The organism is Flavisolibacter ginsengisoli DSM 18119 (assembly GCF_900129295.1).
Lineage (GTDB): Bacteria > Bacteroidota > Bacteroidia > Chitinophagales > Chitinophagaceae > Flavisolibacter > Flavisolibacter ginsengisoli.
The window spans coordinates 142,734-160,572 of sequence record NZ_FQUU01000006.1; the positions used below are offsets into that span (position 1 = coordinate 142,734).

The following is a 17,839-nucleotide window of genomic DNA, read 5'->3' on the forward strand; positions in this document are numbered from 1 at the left end:
CGTATTATATTCAGGAAATGAGTTATTATTGTTGTAAGGGGTATCCTCTTTTAATAGCCTTACTTTAAATAAATATTTACCTGCTTGAAAAAGGTTTATTTTTTTGTTTTACTTACAGTTATTTGTTCGGTATTAACTTTTAATTCCTTTGCTCAAAAAACTGAAAGCAATAAACAAATTACCAGGTGTGTTACCATGCAGCGATTGGAAAAACTTTTTTCAAATGATCTGCTTTCGCGTGCTAACAATAACCAAAGGAATGCGAATACTAATACAGGACCCTTTATTTCATCTTACAGGTTAAATGCTGTAGTAACCATTCCTATGGTTGTACACATTGTTTTACCAAATCCGTATGTTGTTACCGATGCAGACGTTCAATCGCAAATAGACCGGTTGAACCTGGATTTTGCAGGAATTAATGGTGACAGCAGCAATGCTTCTGCCACTTTCCTTGCTTTAAGGGGCCATAGCATGATACAGTTTTGCCTTGCTAAAAGAACGCCTGGCGGACAACTCACTTCAGGAATAGAACGCAGGACCAGCACAACAACATCAAGTCCGCTAAGTACTGAAGACCCTATCAAATATCAGTCAAAAGGAGGCCTTGATCAATGGGATCCAAATTCTTACTTAAACTTATGGATTGGTAATGATGATGGTAGTGGAGAAATTCTTGGATATGCTCATTTTCCAGGCACTACACCTGTTGCTGAAGATGGTGTATTCATCAATTATCAAAGTTGGGGTTCCAATGTTTGTTATACATTACCGGATTATAGCAAAGGACGTTCTGCAACGCATGAAATAGGGCACTATCTGGGTTTGATGCATATTTGGGGAGATGACAATGGCTGTTCGGGTGATGATTTCAGAAATCTTACCGAGGTACAGTCTACCTGTTCGCTTCCCGCCGGATTGTTTAACCCACCGGGAAGTGGAAATACTTCTGCTGATATAGGAGATACTCCTAACCAGGGTGGAGAAACAACAAATTGTTCTGTGGGAGAAGTTACAGATGCCTGCGCAACAACTACTCCAGGCAAGATGTATCAGAACTTTATGGATTATTCCTTAGATGCCTGTCTTACCATGTTTACTAAAAAACAGGTGGAACGCATGGAATGGGTACTGGATCATTGCCGCGGATCATTAAAAACATCCCTGGGATGCCAGCCTCCTGCCAGCACCATAACAAGAGACGCCAGTCCCCTGGAAAGTGTAAACCCTGGTGGTGTTGAGTTGATAGGATGCAATTCGAAATATTATTCTTCAGTGGTTTTTTGCGCAGGTTCTTTTGTGCCAAAAGTGCGTATAGTAAATAATGCTTCCACAACTTTAACCACTGTCACAGTCGGCTATCAAATTGATGACGGCACGGCAATAACTAAAACATTTACAGTAAACCTGGCGTTAGGTGCATCTGCAGTTGTGTCTTTTGATCCAATTTCTATTAATGCAGGGAACCATGAGATCAGGTATTTTACTTCCAATCCAAATGGCAATACAGACCAGGTGCCAGCGAATGATTCTATAACTACCAGTTTCACTGTAAATGGATCCACTACAGTTCCTTTTACAGAGAATTTTTTAAGCACCACTTTCCCACCTGTTAACTGGTCGTTGATCAATCCGGATGGAGGCGTCACCTGGCAAAGGCATGAAGCAGGAAAAGGCAATCCGGGTTCAGCATACATGAACACTTTTAATTACGATAAGAATAATGAAGTGGATGACCTGGTTTCGCCAAGAATAAGTTTTAACCCTGTGGGCATAGACTCAGTGAAGCTATCTTTTGACCTGGCGGCGGCTACTTACAGCGACCCATCAGATCCATCAGTAACAATGGATACCCTGCAGATATTGGTGAGTAAAGATTGTGGCACTACATTTACCACAGTTTACAAAAAATGGGGAAAGGAACTCCGAACAGTAGACACTCCTCAAACGGATGAATTCATTCCCACTCCCGATCAGTGGAGAAAGGAAAATGTAGACCTAACAAGCTTCTCAGGACAAAGCCCCATCCAGTTGTTCTTCAGAGTTACCAATAATTTTGAGAATAATATATTCCTTGACAATATCAATGTAATGACCAGTGTAGTACCAGCCTTATTAAAATCGCAAGGCTACCTGGTGTTACCAAATCCATTCAGACAAAATTTTGTTGTTTGGCACTACCATCAGCCTACAGACCTTCGCTTCATAAGGGTTTACAATTCTTTAGGGCAGTTAATGCTGACGCAGGAGTATAAAGGAAACGCTGAAAATTATATTCCTATTGATCTGTTAGGCAAGCCTTCAGGGATCTATTTTGTCCGGCTGCAATACCTGGATACAAGAAAAAACATCACTCAACAAATTGTGAAGTATTAGCTGCCTGGAAGGTGCACTTTAATGATAATTAACAGGTTAAATAATTCTCAAATTGACCTGGATCATGTAGCAATTGAGCATACAGCTTAACTTTGCTTCGCAAATGAATTCTATGATAGAAGCAGCTACGGAAAAAGTACCCTTTATTAATAACAATCCACGATTACAGGGTATTGCTCAAAAGATATATAATGGCGAGAGAATTGATGCATCGGAGGGCTTATTGCTTTTTAATGAAGCTTCATTAGGCTTTGTAGGTTCCCTGGCTAACCATGTAAGAGAAAAGCTTCATGGAAATAACACGTACTTCAACCGTAATTTTCATATTGAACCCACTAATGTTTGTGTTTTCTCCTGTAATTTTTGTGCGTATTCAAAGTTATATGCACAAAGAGAAGAAGGTTGGGAGTTAAGTATGGAGGACATGCTAAACATCGTGAAAAAGTATGACAACAAGCCTGAAACAGAAGTTCACATAGTAGGTGGAGTTCACCCGAAAATGAATCTATATTTCTTCGCTGACCTGCTAAAGTCCATCCGTGCACACAGGCCTGACTTGCACATAAAAGCATTTACCGCAGTTGAACTGGACTATATGTTCAGAAAAGCAAAGGTTAGTATTGAAGAAGGGGTAAAGATTCTTAAGGAAGCCGGTTTAAATTCTATACCTGGCGGTGGAGCTGAGATCTTTGATGAAGAGATCAGGCAGCAAATCTGTGCTGATAAAGTTGATGCCGAAGGATGGCTGGAGATACATGAAGCTATTCATAATGCAGGCATGCATAGCAACGCAACCATGTTATACGGTCATATTGAAAAATATGAACATCGTATTGACCATATGGAGCGGCTGCGCCAGTTACAGGATAAAACAGGCGGTTTTAATACATTCATTCCACTAAAGTTCCGCAATGGAGATAATGATATGAGTCATGTGCCTGAGGTAAGCCTGGTGGAAGATCTGAAATTATATGCCATTGCCAGGTTGTATATGGACAACTTCCCACATATTAAAGCTTACTGGCCGATGTTGGGCCGCAAAAATGCCCAGTTGTCGCTGGCATTTGGGGTTGATGATATTGACGGAACCATTGATGACACTACCAAGATCTACTCCATGGCGGGTGCTGAAGAACAAACACCGGCTATGACTACCGAAGAGATAGTGACATTGATCAAACAAGTAAATAGAGTGCCTGTAGAAAGAGATACGTTGTACAATACTATACAGGTATATTGATCTGATACATTTTATAGGACCGCTACTTTGCAGCGGTTTTTTTTATTCTTTTGAATCTCACTATCATTGAATGCCGTGCCCGGAACCTTCGTATATTTAAGTACGAAGCTGGTTTATATGCGAAAGCTATGGTGGAAGAACTATTGGGAACATTTTATTCTGCCTTTTTTAGCCTTTATATTGATAACAGGTTGCCAGAAAGAATATAGTTATGAAGGGAGCCCCGCTCCTGTTGCTGATACTTTACCAATAACGCAAATTGATTTTCCCTCCTGCAGCAATTGCATAAATAATGATTCCCTGGCTTTATGGTCATGGAAATTTAAACTTAACAACGCATCATTATGCGGACAGGCTGATACGGCTATTATCAACATCGAACGCAGTTCCTTTACTTTTTTCGGACCTTCTACATGTTCTGTTGATTCAGGCCTGGTGATCACCGTTTATTTAAATCCATGGGTATTGGACAGCGACAGATCAAATATTAACGCCGGTATGGTGGCATTTTATTATTATGACCATATAGGTAGTAGTTATATCCTGATGAGTCAACCCAATACTGCTTTCACTTTAACTATAGAAAACTATGATAACCAGACCGGTCTAACCGTAGGAAAATTTTCGGGTTATGCATATTTGGCTAATGGAAATGTAGCCACTATCAGTGATGGAAGATTTAAGGTTAAGTTACGATGATCAAAGATCATCCTAGCACTCACTAAGACTTAATGGAATATTGATAGCTAGGCCACCTTCAGCAGTTTCCTTGTACTTGCTGTTCATATCAAGAGCGGTTTCCCACATGGTTTCCACTACAGCATCCAAAGATACTTTTGCAAAATCAGGAGAACTTTGAAGTGCCAGTTGAGAAGCAGTTATAGCTTTAATAGCACCCATAGTATTACGTTCTATACATGGCACCTGGACCAAACCAGCAATTGGGTCGCAGGTCATTCCCAGGTGATGTTCCATTGCTATTTCTGCAGCCATAAGTGCCTGTCGCTGTGTGCCGCCTAAAACTTCCGTAAGAGCTGCAGCAGCCATACTTGAAGAAACGCCTATTTCAGCCTGGCATCCACCCATTGCTGCAGAAATGGTGGCCCCCTTCTTAAAAATGCATCCAATTTCTGAAGCTGTCAGCATAAACTGGATGATCTTTTCTTCAGTAACATTCTCATGAAAAACAATATAATACTGTAGCACTGCCGGTATCACCCCAGCTGCACCATTTGTAGGGGCTGTTACTACCCTTCCAAAAGAAGCATTTTCTTCGTTAACTGCCAATGCAAAGCAACTTACCCAATCAAGAATGTATTGAAAAGAATTGCCTCCCTTGCGAATAGCTGTAAACCAGTCTTCATGGTTATCATAAGATTGGCCCTTTAATAACTTTTTACTAAGTTCCGCTGCCCTGCGCCTTACATTTAACCCACCTGGAAGTGTTCCTGAGGTATGGCAACCACGGAATGTACAATCCCGCATCGTAGCCCAGATCTTCAAAATGCCTGCGTTTGTTTCTGCCTCTGATCGCCAGGCCAATTCATTTTCCATAACCACTTCATGAATGGCCATGCCGGTTTTCATACACCAATGCAATAGCTCCTCTGAATTATTTATAGGAAATGGAATTTGCGCCTGGTCGTTGGAAATAGCTTCGCCCTCCCTGATAACAAATCCTCCACCAATAGAATAATAGGTTTCTGAAATGGAGTTTCCGTCTTCAAAAGATGCAAGAAAACTTAAAGCGTTTGGATGAAAGGGAAGTGTTTCGGAAAAAAGGAAATGAATGTCTGCCATAGGATCAAAATTGATCTCATGCTTTCCATTAAGACTTATCTTCTTAACCGAAGCGATTTGCTGAATTTTGGGGGTAATTTGGTTTACATCAAATGTAACAGGGTCATCTCCTGCTAATCCCAATTGAACTGCAATATTGGTCCCATGTCCTTTTCCTGTCTTGGCCAGTGAACCATATAGCAAAATAGTAAGGTTAGTAACCTGTTCTATCTGCTTATTATTTTCCAGTGTTTCAATGAATCGTTGTGCTGCCCGCCAGGGCCCTAATGTGTGAGAGCTTGAGGGCCCAACCCCTATTTTAAAGATGTCGAATACGGAAATAGCTTCATGTGCCACGGGAACAGTTTGAGCAAAGGTAATTTTAAGTCTTGGTATAAATTCTTAATATATGGTATCAAGGGTTACATCAAAAATCAAAATAGAATTAGCCGGTATTTTGGGTATGGAACTGCTGCCATATCCCAGGGATGGAGGGATATACAAATGCATCTTGCCCCCTTGTTTGATTAAAGGAATACCATTGGTCCACCCTCTAATAACGCTGTTCAACATAAAATCTGCAGTATTGGCATCGAATTGAGTACCATCTGTAAGTTTACCAACATAAGTGGCCCTTACGCCACCACAAGCTAAAGGCGAAGCTCCTGTCCCTGGATTATCTATACTATAGAAAAGACCACTACAATGTTGCGTAGCAGTTATATTATGCAGATCAAGGTAATCTTTAACCGCTTGTATCTCTGAGGCGGGAGCCTTAAAAGAACAAGGATCATAATTACACTCGTAGTTGCTTTTTCCTTTTAAACAACCGCTAAAAGAGGCAAGTATCAAAAATCCCAGGAATATCTTGTTTAACATAGTTACGTTTTATAGTGTTGACTTTATATTTAGGAAAGGTGCTGCATAGAATCATTTTCTTCGGTGTTTTTTTTAACGAGGTCCTGGTAGAGAGATTCATTCCTGTCCCAACGGTGGTAGGCCGAAAAAATAGTGATAAAAATTACAATACCAATAAGAGCTACAAGAATAACAATGATCAGGGAAGGATCACTGTTTAAAACCATTGTAGCCTTTTTATACCAACCGGAAAATAAGTTTACCAATAATGTACCTGCTATCAATACGCCTAATGGCATGCCGATAGAAAGCTTTCTCAGGAATTGCTTTTTTCTTTTTCTCTGATCCTGCCAGTACAAATAAAACTGTTCTTCTTCTGGTGTCATCATGTTAAAAAAAATCCCGTCCAGGTTTAGCTGAAACGGGAGAAGAGGTACCTAGCAGATTCGAACTGCTGTAGGAGCTTTTGCAGAGCTCAGCCTAGCCACTCGGCCAAGGTACCATTGGTTCCAGGGATGAAGGTAATAGTAAATTACAAACAGCCAAAACCTGGGTCTAAGGCGCAGCGAAAATAGGGTTTTTTTACTAAGTAATCCAAGTACATTTGTAGCTTAACAATTCAGAAATAATCCACCATGCAAAGAATTGCAGAATCGGAATTGATCATCAATTCAAGAGGAGCTGTCTATCATTTAAACTTAAGGCCCGAAGAATTGGCGCATAACATTATAACAGTTGGAGACCCTGACCGGGTCAACCTGGTTAGTCAGTATTTTGATTCTATAGAAAGCAAATTTCAACACAGGGAATTCATTTCTCATACGGGTTTTGTGGGCAAGAAAAAGGTCACCGCTATTTCTACGGGCATTGGGCCTGATAACATTGACATTGTCCTGAACGAATTGGATGCCCTGGTTAATATTGATTTTGAAACGAGGCAGATCAAGCCGGAACTTACATCATTGAATATCATCAGAGTAGGCACTTCCGGTTCATTGCAGGAAGATGTGCCTGTGGACAGTTTAGTAGCCTCTACCCATGGATTGGGTTTGGATAATTTGCTGAACTATTACAGGCTTGAGCAAAATGAACAGGAAAACCAACTGTTGCAATCTTTTGTTACCCATACGCAGTTAAACTCTAACGTTTGCTATCCTTATATTTCTTCTGCCAGTGCTTCTGTTTTAAAACATTTTGTTAATGGGTATCACCAGGGCATAACAGTAACCTGTCCCGGGTTTTATGGACCCCAGGGTAGAGTCCTTCGTCTTGGTATCCAGAATCCGCAACTGATTGACAGGTTAACAGAATTTACCTTTGGGCAACACAGGATCACTAATTTTGAGATGGAAACATCAGCCATCTACGGCCTTGGTAAATTATTAGGTCATCATTGCCTTTCTTTAAATGCTATTGTGGCAAACAGGATTCAGAAAGAATTTACGAAAGATGCCGATAAGCTTATACATAAATTAATTCAACAAACATTAGAGGTGATCTCCAACTCCTTTTGAATCTTATTACTAAGAAATTAATGCTGTTACAATGCTCTAAATTTGAATCATTTCATAAGGCTTGGTAAATAGCAACAAAATGGATACAAAATATTGATCTATGCAAATTGAATTTTATAAATACCAGGGGACAGGTAATGATTTCATAATAATGGATAACCGGGATAAAAGATATGATTCTCTAACCAGGCAGCAGGTGGCATTCTTATGCGATAGACGGTTTGGGATTGGAGCCGATGGGTTAATGCTGTTAAATACACATCCAGGTTATGATTTTGAAATGAAATATTATAATTCTGATGGTCGGGAAAGTACGATGTGTGGTAATGGGGGACGGTGTCTCACCCAATTTGCATATGATATAGGAATTGACAAAACCTCTTTTTCTTTTTTGGCTGTTGATGGCCCGCATGAAGCGAATATTAATGAAAAGGTTGTTGCGCTGAAGATGAATGATGTCAACCAGGTCAGGCATGACCATGGTGATTATATATTAAATACAGGCTCACCTCATTATGTACAGTTCACAAATGACGTAATGCACCTGGATGTTTACAAAAAAGGAAAAGAGATAAGGCACAATAAAGAATTTGAAAAAGAAGGCATTAATGTCAACTTTGTTGAACAAACTGAATTAACAGACCGAATTATTGTTCGTACCTATGAAAGAGGAGTAGAAGATGAAACTTTTTCTTGCGGCACAGGCGTTACAGCAGCAGCTCTTGTAAGTGCGCATAATGATAGTGGTTTTAATCGTGTTGAAGTAAAAACGAAAGGTGGTCTATTAAGCGTAGAATACGAGAAAAAAGGAGATACATTTAAAAATATCTGGCTGAGTGGGCCAGCCGTTAAAGTTTTTTCGGGAACTATTGAAATAGATTAATTAAGCCTATTTATGGAAAAGGTAATGACAACTAAAACATTTCAACTGAACCGGGGGACCCTATAATTATTAAATAAAGAAGTACTGTGATCAAATATTTTGTCAATACCAATCAAAAAACAATAGAAATCGACAAACCAGAGAAGGGTTCCTGGATCAATATATCCCCGCCATTAAGACAAGAAGAGTTTTCTGAATTAGCTGACAAATTGGATATACCATTAGATTTTTTGACTGATTCACTGGATATTGACGAAAGAAGCAGGTATGAAGAAGAAGACAATGTTCGTCTAATAGTTTTAAAAACACCCACAGAAAATAATTCTTTCAATGAAAGTGATGCCTATTATATCACTATCCCTATCTGTATTATTTTGACGCATAACCAGATAGTAACAGTAAACTCATTTGAAAATCCAGCCATTAAAAGGTTCCTCAATACTCTTCAAAATCGTCATCCAGATAAGAAGAACATGATGGTGCTTAAAATATTTGAGAAGATAGTCCAGGATTTTATGGATCATTTGAAGGAGATCAACCAAAAAAGAAATCTTCTTGAACAACAACTTTATGTTGCTAACCGGAATGAACAATTATTGCAATTGCTGCGTATTCAAAAAAGTCTTGTCTATTTTGTGACAGCCCTGCGATCGAATGAGCTTTTATTCATAAAACTTGAGCGTACTAATTTTTTAAAGTTAAGTGAAGAAGAAAAGGAAATACTGGAAGATCTTATTATTGATACTTCGCAAGCCCTGGAAATGGCGAATATTTACACCAATATCCTGAGCAGCACACTTGATGCCTATGCCAGTATAATTGCAAACAATCAGAACCTTGTATTGAAAAGATTAGCTGTAATTACAATTGTACTCACTTTTCCAGTATTGATCGCCAGTTTATTCGGCATGAACGTACCGAGTGGTTTTGAACATTCACCATATGCCTTTTATATAGTAGCAGTGCTGTCTCTAACTATATCTATCCTGGTCGGTTGGTTTTTCCTTAGAAAAAAATTATTCCAATAATGTTTCCCTTTAATATACGGGTGTATGGAGTACTTGTAAATGAGAAAGACCAGGTGTTGGTAAGTGATGAATACATTAGGGGTAATTATTTTACAAAATTTCCAGGCGGAGGCCTCGAATTTGGGGAAGGCACAAGGGATTGCCTTCGACGGGAATTTCTGGAAGAAATGAATTTAAATGTAGAAGTCGGCGAGCATTTTTATACAACAGATTATTTTCAATTGTCGGCATTTCACCCCGGACAGCAGATCATTTCCATCTACTACCTGGTAACGGCAACTGAAGCCATTACGACCCGGATCAGCACTATCCCATTTGATTTTGATGAATTCCAATTAAAGGTTTATTCTGAACAGCAGGAAACAGAATGTTTTCGTTTTATAGATTGGGAGATCTTTTCCGAAGAGGCTGTGACACTTCCAATTGATAAAATAGTTGCCAGGATGCTTAAAAACAGAAAGTAAGCGCTCCCTTTGATTTTAGCCAGCAGTAGGAATATTCAAAAACCCATCATCTTCCTCCCCCATAGCTGCCTTCTTCATTTTGTGTGCTATATCGTGACCCACATAATCTGCGATCTTTTTTTCTACAAAAACTATTACAGGAGTCAAGATCAAAGCCATTATAGCCTTGTATATATAGTTCATTATGCCTATAGCAAGTATCATTTGCCAGGTAAATACGCCGGAAAAAGCAATAAAAAGTACTATGTAGCTATCTATTAGCTGCGAAACAAGAGTTGACCCGGTAGCCCTTAACCAAATCTTCCTGTCGCCGGTTATTCTTTTTATCCTGTGGAATATATAGACATCAACCAGTTGACTTACCAAAAAAGCAACCAGGCTACCGATGATGATACGCATGCCTTGTCCGAAAATGGCATTGAAAGAGGTTTGCATATTACTTATTCCATTGGATGTTCCCGACCCTATCCAGAAATCTGCTGGAGGTACCCCAATTGCAATGAAATACATTAGAAAAGCATAGGAAATCAGAATTATAGCAGTAAAAGAAATCCTCCTTACAGCTTTAGGACCGTAATACTCATTAACTATATCGGTGATTACAAATTCCAGGGGCCATAATAATACCCCACAGGTAAGGTTAAAAGAAAGCCCACTTTGACCAAATAAACTAAAGTTTACTGGATGAAAGCCAAATAATTTCTCTAATGAAAATATTTTGGTTCCTATAGATTCTGCAATCAAAGCATTGCAGCAAAAAAAGGCGGTAATTCCAAGAAAAAGCTTAGCAGGTTTGTCTTTAAGTATGTAGTGTATCATTTAAATATAGGATGTAAATAAATTGCATAATTAAGAAAACAATATTTGCAATGATTAACCAGGAAGGTATCATTGCCCAAAATTTTTTACCAATCAATACAAGCACCAGGTAAGAGAAATTAACGAGAGGGTTGAATAGAGCTGCCAATAAATACCCGATAATGGCAATTGTACTGGTAATTGCCAGCCCAGACATCCAATTGGATACCTGTATGAAAAAGGTAAAAACAAAGAAGATATTACAGATAAATGCCAGCCGGGAAAGAAAAAAAAGCCAACGCATTGAAAACCTAATTATTGATCAAACTATTCTGACTATTCGTATTTTAAAAATAAGGAATTAAACTTTACCAGATTTTTCCATATAACTCCGGTATAATTCATTTAAAATAACATTATTTTGTCGCCATCTAAAAACCGGTATATGAATAAAGGAATCTTTAAACGAGTCCTTCCTCACTTGATAGCTGTAATTATTTTTTTGGTTGTGGCTTTAATTTATTGCAGGCCCGTTTTAGAGGGTAAAGTACTTCAGCAACATGACGTTACCCAGTGGAAAGCCATGGCAGAAAACTCTTTTAAATACAAAGAAACACATGGTCATTTTCCGTTATGGACAAATGGCATGTTTAGCGGTATGCCAGCTTATCAAATAGCAATGGAATCACAGCATTCTATTTCGCCGGGATTATTTTATTATATATTAACCTTAAACCTACCTAAACCAATAAGTTTTTTCTTCCTGGCATGTGTATGTTTTTATTTTTTGTCCCAGGTGTTGCGCGTTAATCCCTATATAGGGATTATTGGAAGTTTGGCATATGCATATGCCACTTATAATGTTATTATTATAGGAGCGGGACATGATACCAAAATGCAATCTATTGCATTGATGCCTTTCTTAGTTGGATCTATTATACTGGTTTATGAAAAACGATACTTATTGGGGGGTGCCCTGACGTGTTTATCATCCGCCTTATTGATTGGTATGAATCATCCCCAGATTGCATATTATACATTTTTGATCTTGCTATTCATGACAATTGGATATGTAATATCATGGGTGCGGCAAAAGCAAATAAAGCACCTGGTTGTTGCAGGCTCTGTTACAGCAGTTGCAGTTTTACTCGGGATATTAAGTAATGCTCTTGTTCTTTTTACTACTTATGAATACGCTAAAGAATCTATCCGTGGAGGGAGTGAATTGGCAGACAGTAGTTCCAACACAACGAAAACAGGATTAAGTAAAGATTATGCGCTTAGCTACAGTATGTATAAAAGTGAACCATTTGTAATGATGGTTCCTCGCATGTATGGAGGCAGTAGTTCGCTGGAGGTAGCTGAAGACGATTCAAAAGCTTTAGAAGCCTTACGCCAGATGCCACCAGAAGTTTCACAACAATTGCAATACAATCTTGGAGCTTATTGGGGCGGAATCGGCGGCACGCAAGGGCCTCCCTACAGTGGCGCTATAATATGTTTCCTGGCATTGATTGGATTTTTTGTGTTAGATAACAAACACAAATGGTGGATTTTAGGAGCCTCAATATTAGCTTTTATGATGAGTTGGGGCAGTTTCTTTGATGGCTTTAATACTTTTCTATTAAATACTTTACCTTTTTATAACAAGTTTCGTGCACCCAGCATGACAATTGTTATCCCTACATTTTTATTCTGCATGATGTCTATATTAACCTTGCAGAAGATAGTTACCTATGACAACAAAGAAGAATTATGGCAGCGTTATAAAAAAGGACTTCTTTTAACAGCAGGAATTTTCGTAGTTCTCTTACTGATCTATATGAGTGCCGATTATAAAAGCGATGGTGATAAAGCTCTTTTAACACAAATAGCTTCAGCACCCGACCAGGCAAAAGGGTATGTCAGATCTTTTTTAGATGCATTAAAAGAAGATCGTAAAGGTTTGTTTTTTGGTAGTTTAATACGTTCATTTTTATTCATTGCATCAGCAGCATTTTTGTTATGGTTAAGCATACGCAAAAATTCAAAAGAATTAATAGTACTCGGAATTATAGGTTTGTTATCCTTTATTGATGTAATGGGTATTGATTCGAAATACCTGAATGGAGAGCACTACCAGGATGAGGCTGAATACCAGGCCAATTTTACGCCTTCAGCTGCAGATGCACAAATATTACAGGATACATCGTATTACCGTGTTTTTGACCTACGCCAGGGAATGGCTGCAGCACTTGGATCAGGTTACGCTTTACCGTCTTATTTCCATAAAACTATAGGTGGCTATCATCCTGCTAAACTTAGTATCTACCAGGATTTAATAGAACACCAGTTATCGAAATTCCCACAATCAATGCCTGTGGCCAATATGCTGAATACCAAATACATAATTCAAAAAGATCAGAAAGGCAACGACCAGGTATATACTAATCCGGAAGCTTTGGGAGATGCATGGTTTGTAAATGCTGTAAGGTATGAACCAACACCTTCAGCAGTGATGAATGCAATGAATAACTTTAATCCAAAAGATACAGCAATACTATTTTCAAAAGATGAAAAGCTGGTTGCCATTACACAGCAAAAAGATAGCGCATCCTCTATACATCTGGTAAAAAACGATAACGATGTAGCAACATACCAGTCAAATTCCGCAAACAGCAACTTTGCCGTATTCAGCGAGGTTTATTATAACAAGGGGTGGAAGGCTTATATTGATGGGAAAGAAGCCCCTATTCTTAGAACTAACTATGTTTTGCGTGGCCTTTCTATTCCTGCAGGGCAACACCAAATACAATTTGTTTTTCATCCGTCTTCATATTATACGGGAGACACTATATCATTGATTGCAGGCATAATTATATTAGTATGGCTATTGATTGCAGTTATATTAAATATCAGGCCAAAGCAGGTAAAATTGACCTGACATGGCAAGGTTGCTTTCATTGACTTCGTTTAAAATATTTCCACCTCATATGGGAGGGCAAAAAGGAGTTTTTTACTTCTATAAGTATTTAAGTAACTATCATGATATACACATGGTAGTTTCACGCGACAACACAGAAGCAATAGAAACCACATTTCCGGTATACCCGCTGATTTATCCTAATAAGGAGATGATAAGAAATCTTTTTATTATTAGAAGACTTGCCGACCTGGTACGAAAGCTTGATATTGACTGTATCATAGCAGAACATTCCTATACAGGCTGGATTGCCTGGCTTCTAAAAAAAATGACTGGAAGACCATTTGCCATTCATTCACACAACCTCGAAACATACCGTTTTAAGCAAATGAAAAGAAGTTGGTGGCCGTTGTACAGGTCATATGAAAAATGGATCCACCAGAAAGCTGATTGTAGTTTTTTTATTAGTGAAATTGATAAAGCTATTGCCGTAAAGGAATTCAAATTAGAGGAAAGAAAATGTTGGGTTGCTCCATATGGTATAGAGCCTCCAAATCAAATAGTTGATGCCCATAATGTATTGAAACAACAATTAGGATTAAACAGTAAGTATATATTCTATTTTAATGGAACCTTAGATTATGAACCTAATATAGAAGCAGTTCAACACCTCATTGACAAAGTAAACCCAGAATTAGAAAAAAAGCAGCTTGATTATACAATAATCATTAGTGGAAAAAGGCTTTCAGGCAACCTACAAAATAAGATTAAAAGCCAAAAAAGAATGATCTATATAGATTATGCTTCTGATGTTGAACTTGTTTACCAGGGGTCAGATCTTTTTTTAAATACAGTAACAAATGATTCGGGAATAAAAACAAAACTTGTTGAAGCGATTGCAAACAATTGCACTGCCATCTCCACAGAGTCAGGATCAAAAGGTATAAAAACAGAGGTGTGTGGAAGTAAATTGAAGATTGTAAGGAATGAAGATTGGCAATGTTTTGTGGACAAAATAGTAGATTCTCTAAATGAGCCTAAAGCGTCAACCCATCAGAAGTTTTATAGTTATTATGCATGGCAAACAATTGCAGCTGAAACTGCAACTAAATTGGAGCAGGTAATCGGGATTAAAAAATGAACACAGCTAAGCTATCTATAGTTATCATTACATATAACCGGCCTGGTGATATGCTGGAGTTAGCCAAAAATATTGCCGGGCTTGATAACCTGGAATTATTAGCAGAAGTGATTATTGTAAATAACCGTTCATCGGAAAGCTATGCAGATGTGGAGAACTTTATTGCCAACTCGCCCACTGTTCCTTTTTGCTATTTTAAAACTGAGAATAATTTAGGTGTATCTAAAGGAAGAAATTATGCTATACAAAAAAGCACCGCGCCTATTCTTTTGTTCTTAGATGATGATGCTGTTTTCAATAACAAAGATGCCCTACTGCAGACAATAAATATTTTCAATGACTCTGTAGACGTCAATCGCAAAGCAGGGATTGCAGCTTTTAAAGTATATTATGAGTCAACATTAAGTTTACAACAAACAGCCTTTCCACACAAACAATTTGGAAAAAGAAAAAAGCTGCATCATTTTGAAACCTATTATTACGCTGGATGTGCTCATGCAATAAAAAGAGAAGTTTTTGATAATGTGGGAATGTATCCCGATAGCTTTTTTTACGGCATGGAAGAATATGATTTGAGTTACCGCTGTATAAGAGCAGGGTATAAGATTATTTATGATGACAGGGTTGTTGCTTTACATAAGGAATCTCCAGAAGGCCGGTTGACTAATAAGGAGAAACTGCGTGGAATGTGGGTTAATAAAGCTACGGTAGCATGGAAATATCTACCTGTTAAATATTTTTATACCACCGCCCTCCTATGGAGTTTTCAATACCTGATAAAGACTTCCTTTCATTTTAAGGGATGGGTTAAAGGATGGGTGCAAGTATTCAAGATCCCAGCTAGTGAAATACGGAAACCTATTGGAAAAAATGATCTCTGTTACCTTGCAAAGGTTAAAGCAAGGCTGTGGTATTAATTAGGCCTTATAAAAATGTGGTTTATTCCTAATAATCGTTAAAGCCTGGCTTAATAAAAAAAATAAATTACGTACATACCCAAAAAAATGGGTTCCATTATATCTTACTTTAGTTCCAATTATTTTTTGAATGAGCACTATACAAAGGAAGAAAGGAATTTCTATTACATAAATAAGCAAATGAAACAAAAACCATAGTACACCATATTGCTTCCTTATTCTTACAAAATTTGAAAGAAGAATTTGCCTGCCTTTTTTATCGAATAAATTATAATATCCTTTGCCTGACGACCCAAAGGTTTCATTTGCTGTTTCTCCTTGTAAATGAATAATATGCAGATCTCCGTAAATACATAATGGTCCCTGCTTACGCAATCGTGAACACCATTCAATTTCTTCTGCATAAAGAAAAAAATCCTCATCAAGTAAACCTGCCTTTTCTATTGCAGCCTTTTTCACCATCAGGAATGCGCCATTCACCCAATCTACTTCATGCTCACCTTCAGCCTCAGGCACATTAGTTTTTTTAACTTTTAACGTAGTACCCAGCCACTTGAGCAGCTTACCAAAAAACGGCAACGGCAAAAGATTATTAACCCCGCCGGTAATGAAGAAATTTCCCGAGATCTGTGGTGTCCCATCAGGATTTAAAAGCTGCACCCCACAGCCAGGATAAGATGAAGAGACAAACCTTTTGAAGCATAATTCTATCGCATTATCCTGCACCAGTGTATCTGGGTTCATCAGCAAAATTACCTCCCCTTTCGCCTGCCGTATACCTTCATTATTAGCCCGGGCAAAACCGGCATTGTATTTCATCGGAATCCAGCTGACATGGGGAAAATCATGTAATATCTCATCCTTTTTTGAATCTGAATTATCAACCACCAATATTTCAAAATCAAGGCTATTGGTAAATTGGTAGACAGACGCAATACAATCTTTAATTAATTCTATTGAGTTATAATTGACAATGATAATCGACAATGATTCAGACATCAATCTTTATTAATTTTTTATTAAGCAAATAAGATATAAACATCAATATCTTTGAAACTACACCTATATTAAGAATCTTAATAGGAATAAACGACTCATGTTTTATCATTGTAAGGATTATTGAGGGAACTTGACCAGAAGCATACATGGATATTTTTTCCTTACTTCTAATATTCATGTTTCTAAGCATGCGCCACCATGCATCATAAACAAGAATATCTCGAAATGGCAATAAACCATATTTTTCAATAATTAATAATGATTCGGGCAATTCAACCTCCGGCACATTGTAACAAGAATTCGTTACCTGGGCAGCACTAATTCCCACATTAATAAGTGGCCTGTCTATAATTGAAAAACTATTTCGATTTAATAATAAACTTATGTAATAATCAATATCTACCCGCCACTTGAATCGCTCATCATATTGTTCTTTTATACTATTATGAATCAAGGTAACACTAGGAGGGCCAATTACATTCTTTGCCATCAACGAAACAGGATTCCTCAGTATTCTTTTCTCCAAATAGGATGAAAATGATGGTTTTGTTACCTTCCCATTCTCAAAAACATCCATATACCTGGAAAAGATAAACATTCCACCCTTTGTAGTTTCTTCTGCAAAATATTTTAAGCTGTCCTTATCTGAAAACCAGTCATCATCATGCATGATTTTTATCCATTGGCCACAAGCTTTTGAAATTGCAAAGTTCCAATTACGAGGCATGCCCTGTGAAGGAATGTTTCTATAATATTTAATAGGCAATGAAGTAAATGCACTTACTACAGATTGGACGGAATTATCTGGAGAATCATCACTGATTATTATTTCATAATCTCTGAACGATTGAACTTCTATAGAATTAAGCAACCGCCTTATATTTTTTTCGTGTTTGAAAGCGGGAATGCAAATAGAAAAAAAAACCTGGTCCATAAGCTA

At 37.9% G+C, this 17,839-nt stretch carries 16 protein-coding genes and 1 tRNA gene; 10 read left to right on the plus strand and 7 right to left on the minus strand.

From position 1 onward, the window contains the following. Positions 1–84: 84 nt before the first annotated feature. The 3 genes from BUA53_RS09060 to BUA53_RS09070 all read left to right on the plus strand — a co-directional run bounded on the left by BUA53_RS09060 (position 85) and on the right by BUA53_RS09070 (position 4,315). The gene (locus BUA53_RS09060; protein ID WP_072835049.1) at positions 85–2,376 is read left to right on the plus strand and encodes a M43 family zinc metalloprotease; all 2,292 of its coding nucleotides are present in this window, start codon (positions 85–87) and stop codon (positions 2,374–2,376) included. 103 nt (positions 2,377–2,479) lie between these two features. Continuing rightward, positions 2,480–3,616 carry an aminofutalosine synthase MqnE gene (gene mqnE / locus BUA53_RS09065; RefSeq protein WP_245793076.1) on the plus strand — a complete coding sequence of 379 codons (1,137 nt, stop codon included), beginning with the start codon at positions 2,480–2,482 and terminating at the stop codon, positions 3,614–3,616. 117 nt (positions 3,617–3,733) lie between these two features. Next, on the plus strand, positions 3,734–4,315 hold the full coding sequence (locus BUA53_RS09070) for a hypothetical protein (protein WP_072835051.1): 582 nt from the start codon (positions 3,734–3,736) through the stop codon (positions 4,313–4,315). 12 nt (positions 4,316–4,327) lie between these two features. On the opposite strand, the gene BUA53_RS09075 is transcribed toward BUA53_RS09070, so the two are convergent. The 4 genes from BUA53_RS09075 to BUA53_RS09090 form a co-directional block, all read right to left on the minus strand. After that, on the minus strand, positions 4,328–5,752 hold the full coding sequence (locus tag BUA53_RS09075; RefSeq protein WP_072835052.1) for an L-serine ammonia-lyase: 1,425 nt from the start codon (positions 5,750–5,752) through the stop codon (positions 4,328–4,330). A 45-nt stretch (positions 5,753–5,797) separates the two neighbouring features. Then, the gene (locus BUA53_RS09080; RefSeq protein ID WP_072835053.1) at positions 5,798–6,274 is read right to left on the minus strand and encodes an FKBP-type peptidyl-prolyl cis-trans isomerase; all 477 of its coding nucleotides are present in this window, start codon (positions 6,272–6,274) and stop codon (positions 5,798–5,800) included. Positions 6,275–6,303: 29 nt separating this feature from the next. After that, complete coding sequence (locus BUA53_RS09085) at positions 6,304–6,642, minus strand: hypothetical protein (RefSeq protein WP_072835054.1); 339 nt, start codon at positions 6,640–6,642, stop codon at positions 6,304–6,306. Between the two features lie 42 nt (positions 6,643–6,684). Then, positions 6,685–6,755 (minus strand) — tRNA-Cys (locus tag BUA53_RS09090). A gap of 133 nt (positions 6,756–6,888) precedes the next feature. On the opposite strand from BUA53_RS09090, the gene BUA53_RS09095 reads away from it, so the two are divergent. From BUA53_RS09095 to BUA53_RS09110, 4 genes are all read left to right on the plus strand, one after another. Then, positions 6,889–7,767 carry a nucleoside phosphorylase gene (locus BUA53_RS09095; protein WP_072835055.1) on the plus strand — a complete coding sequence of 293 codons (879 nt, stop codon included), beginning with the start codon at positions 6,889–6,891 and terminating at the stop codon, positions 7,765–7,767. A gap of 100 nt (positions 7,768–7,867) precedes the next feature. Further along, entirely contained in the window at positions 7,868–8,650 is a 783-nt protein-coding gene (gene dapF / locus BUA53_RS09100; protein WP_072835056.1) for a diaminopimelate epimerase, read from the plus strand. Positions 8,651–8,736: 86 nt separating this feature from the next. Then, the gene (locus BUA53_RS09105; RefSeq protein WP_072835057.1) at positions 8,737–9,678 is read left to right on the plus strand and encodes a magnesium transporter CorA family protein; all 942 of its coding nucleotides are present in this window, start codon (positions 8,737–8,739) and stop codon (positions 9,676–9,678) included. Beyond that, a complete protein-coding gene (locus BUA53_RS09110) occupies positions 9,678–10,142 on the plus strand; it encodes an NUDIX hydrolase (RefSeq protein WP_072835058.1) in 465 nt (154 codons plus the stop codon). Before BUA53_RS09105 ends, BUA53_RS09110 begins: the two co-directional genes overlap by 1 nt. Positions 10,143–10,157: 15 nt before the next feature. On the opposite strand, the gene BUA53_RS09115 is transcribed toward BUA53_RS09110, so the two are convergent. Then, positions 10,158–10,961: a queuosine precursor transporter gene (locus BUA53_RS09115; RefSeq protein ID WP_072835059.1), complete on the minus strand. Its 804-nt coding sequence runs from the start codon at positions 10,959–10,961 to the stop codon at positions 10,158–10,160. 562 nt (positions 10,962–11,523) lie between these two features. Between BUA53_RS09115 and BUA53_RS09125 the strand changes: the two genes are divergently transcribed. From BUA53_RS09125 to BUA53_RS09135, 3 genes are read left to right on the plus strand one after another with little or no spacing between them, the layout of a single operon-like run. Then, entirely contained in the window at positions 11,524–13,863 is a 2,340-nt protein-coding gene (locus BUA53_RS09125; protein ID WP_217652964.1) for a YfhO family protein, read from the plus strand. 49 nt (positions 13,864–13,912) lie between these two features. Next, entirely contained in the window at positions 13,913–14,983 is a 1,071-nt protein-coding gene (locus BUA53_RS09130) for a glycosyltransferase family 4 protein (protein ID WP_262494394.1), read from the plus strand. Continuing rightward, positions 14,980–15,900 carry a glycosyltransferase family 2 protein gene (locus BUA53_RS09135; RefSeq protein ID WP_072835063.1) on the plus strand — a complete coding sequence of 307 codons (921 nt, stop codon included), beginning with the start codon at positions 14,980–14,982 and terminating at the stop codon, positions 15,898–15,900. The genes BUA53_RS09130 and BUA53_RS09135 overlap by 4 nt, the downstream gene beginning before the upstream one ends. On the opposite strand, the gene BUA53_RS09140 is transcribed toward BUA53_RS09135, so the two are convergent. Continuing rightward, entirely contained in the window at positions 15,901–16,899 is a 999-nt protein-coding gene (locus BUA53_RS09140) for a glycosyltransferase family 2 protein (RefSeq protein WP_072835064.1), read from the minus strand. Continuing rightward, entirely contained in the window at positions 16,892–17,833 is a 942-nt protein-coding gene (locus BUA53_RS09145; RefSeq protein ID WP_072835065.1) for a glycosyltransferase family 2 protein, read from the minus strand. The genes BUA53_RS09140 and BUA53_RS09145 overlap by 8 nt, the downstream gene beginning before the upstream one ends. Between the last annotated feature and the right edge of the window lie 6 nt (positions 17,834–17,839).

Bases quoted from the DNA above. Each gene is read 5' to 3' on its own strand.
- mqnE (WP_245793076.1), top strand. From the start codon at position 2,480: ATGAATTCTATGATAGAAGCAGCTACGGAAAAAGTACCCTTTATTAAT.
- BUA53_RS09070 (WP_072835051.1), top strand. From the start codon at position 3,734: ATGCGAAAGCTATGGTGGAAGAACTATTGGGAACATTTTATTCTGCCT.
- BUA53_RS09080 (WP_072835053.1), bottom strand. From the start codon at position 6,274: ATGTTAAACAAGATATTCCTGGGATTTTTGATACTTGCCTCTTTTAGC.
- BUA53_RS09085 (WP_072835054.1), bottom strand. From the start codon at position 6,642: ATGATGACACCAGAAGAAGAACAGTTTTATTTGTACTGGCAGGATCAG.
- BUA53_RS09095 (WP_072835055.1), top strand. From the start codon at position 6,889: ATGCAAAGAATTGCAGAATCGGAATTGATCATCAATTCAAGAGGAGCT.
- dapF (WP_072835056.1), top strand. From the start codon at position 7,868: ATGCAAATTGAATTTTATAAATACCAGGGGACAGGTAATGATTTCATA.
- BUA53_RS09110 (WP_072835058.1), top strand. From the start codon at position 9,678: ATGTTTCCCTTTAATATACGGGTGTATGGAGTACTTGTAAATGAGAAA.
- BUA53_RS09115 (WP_072835059.1), bottom strand. From the start codon at position 10,961: ATGATACACTACATACTTAAAGACAAACCTGCTAAGCTTTTTCTTGGA.
- BUA53_RS09125 (WP_217652964.1), top strand. From the start codon at position 11,524: ATGGCAGAAAACTCTTTTAAATACAAAGAAACACATGGTCATTTTCCG.
- BUA53_RS09130 (WP_262494394.1), top strand. From the start codon at position 13,913: ATGGGAGGGCAAAAAGGAGTTTTTTACTTCTATAAGTATTTAAGTAAC.
- BUA53_RS09135 (WP_072835063.1), top strand. From the start codon at position 14,980: ATGAACACAGCTAAGCTATCTATAGTTATCATTACATATAACCGGCCT.
- BUA53_RS09140 (WP_072835064.1), bottom strand. From the start codon at position 16,899: ATGTCTGAATCATTGTCGATTATCATTGTCAATTATAACTCAATAGAA.
- BUA53_RS09145 (WP_072835065.1), bottom strand. From the start codon at position 17,833: ATGGACCAGGTTTTTTTTTCTATTTGCATTCCCGCTTTCAAACACGAA.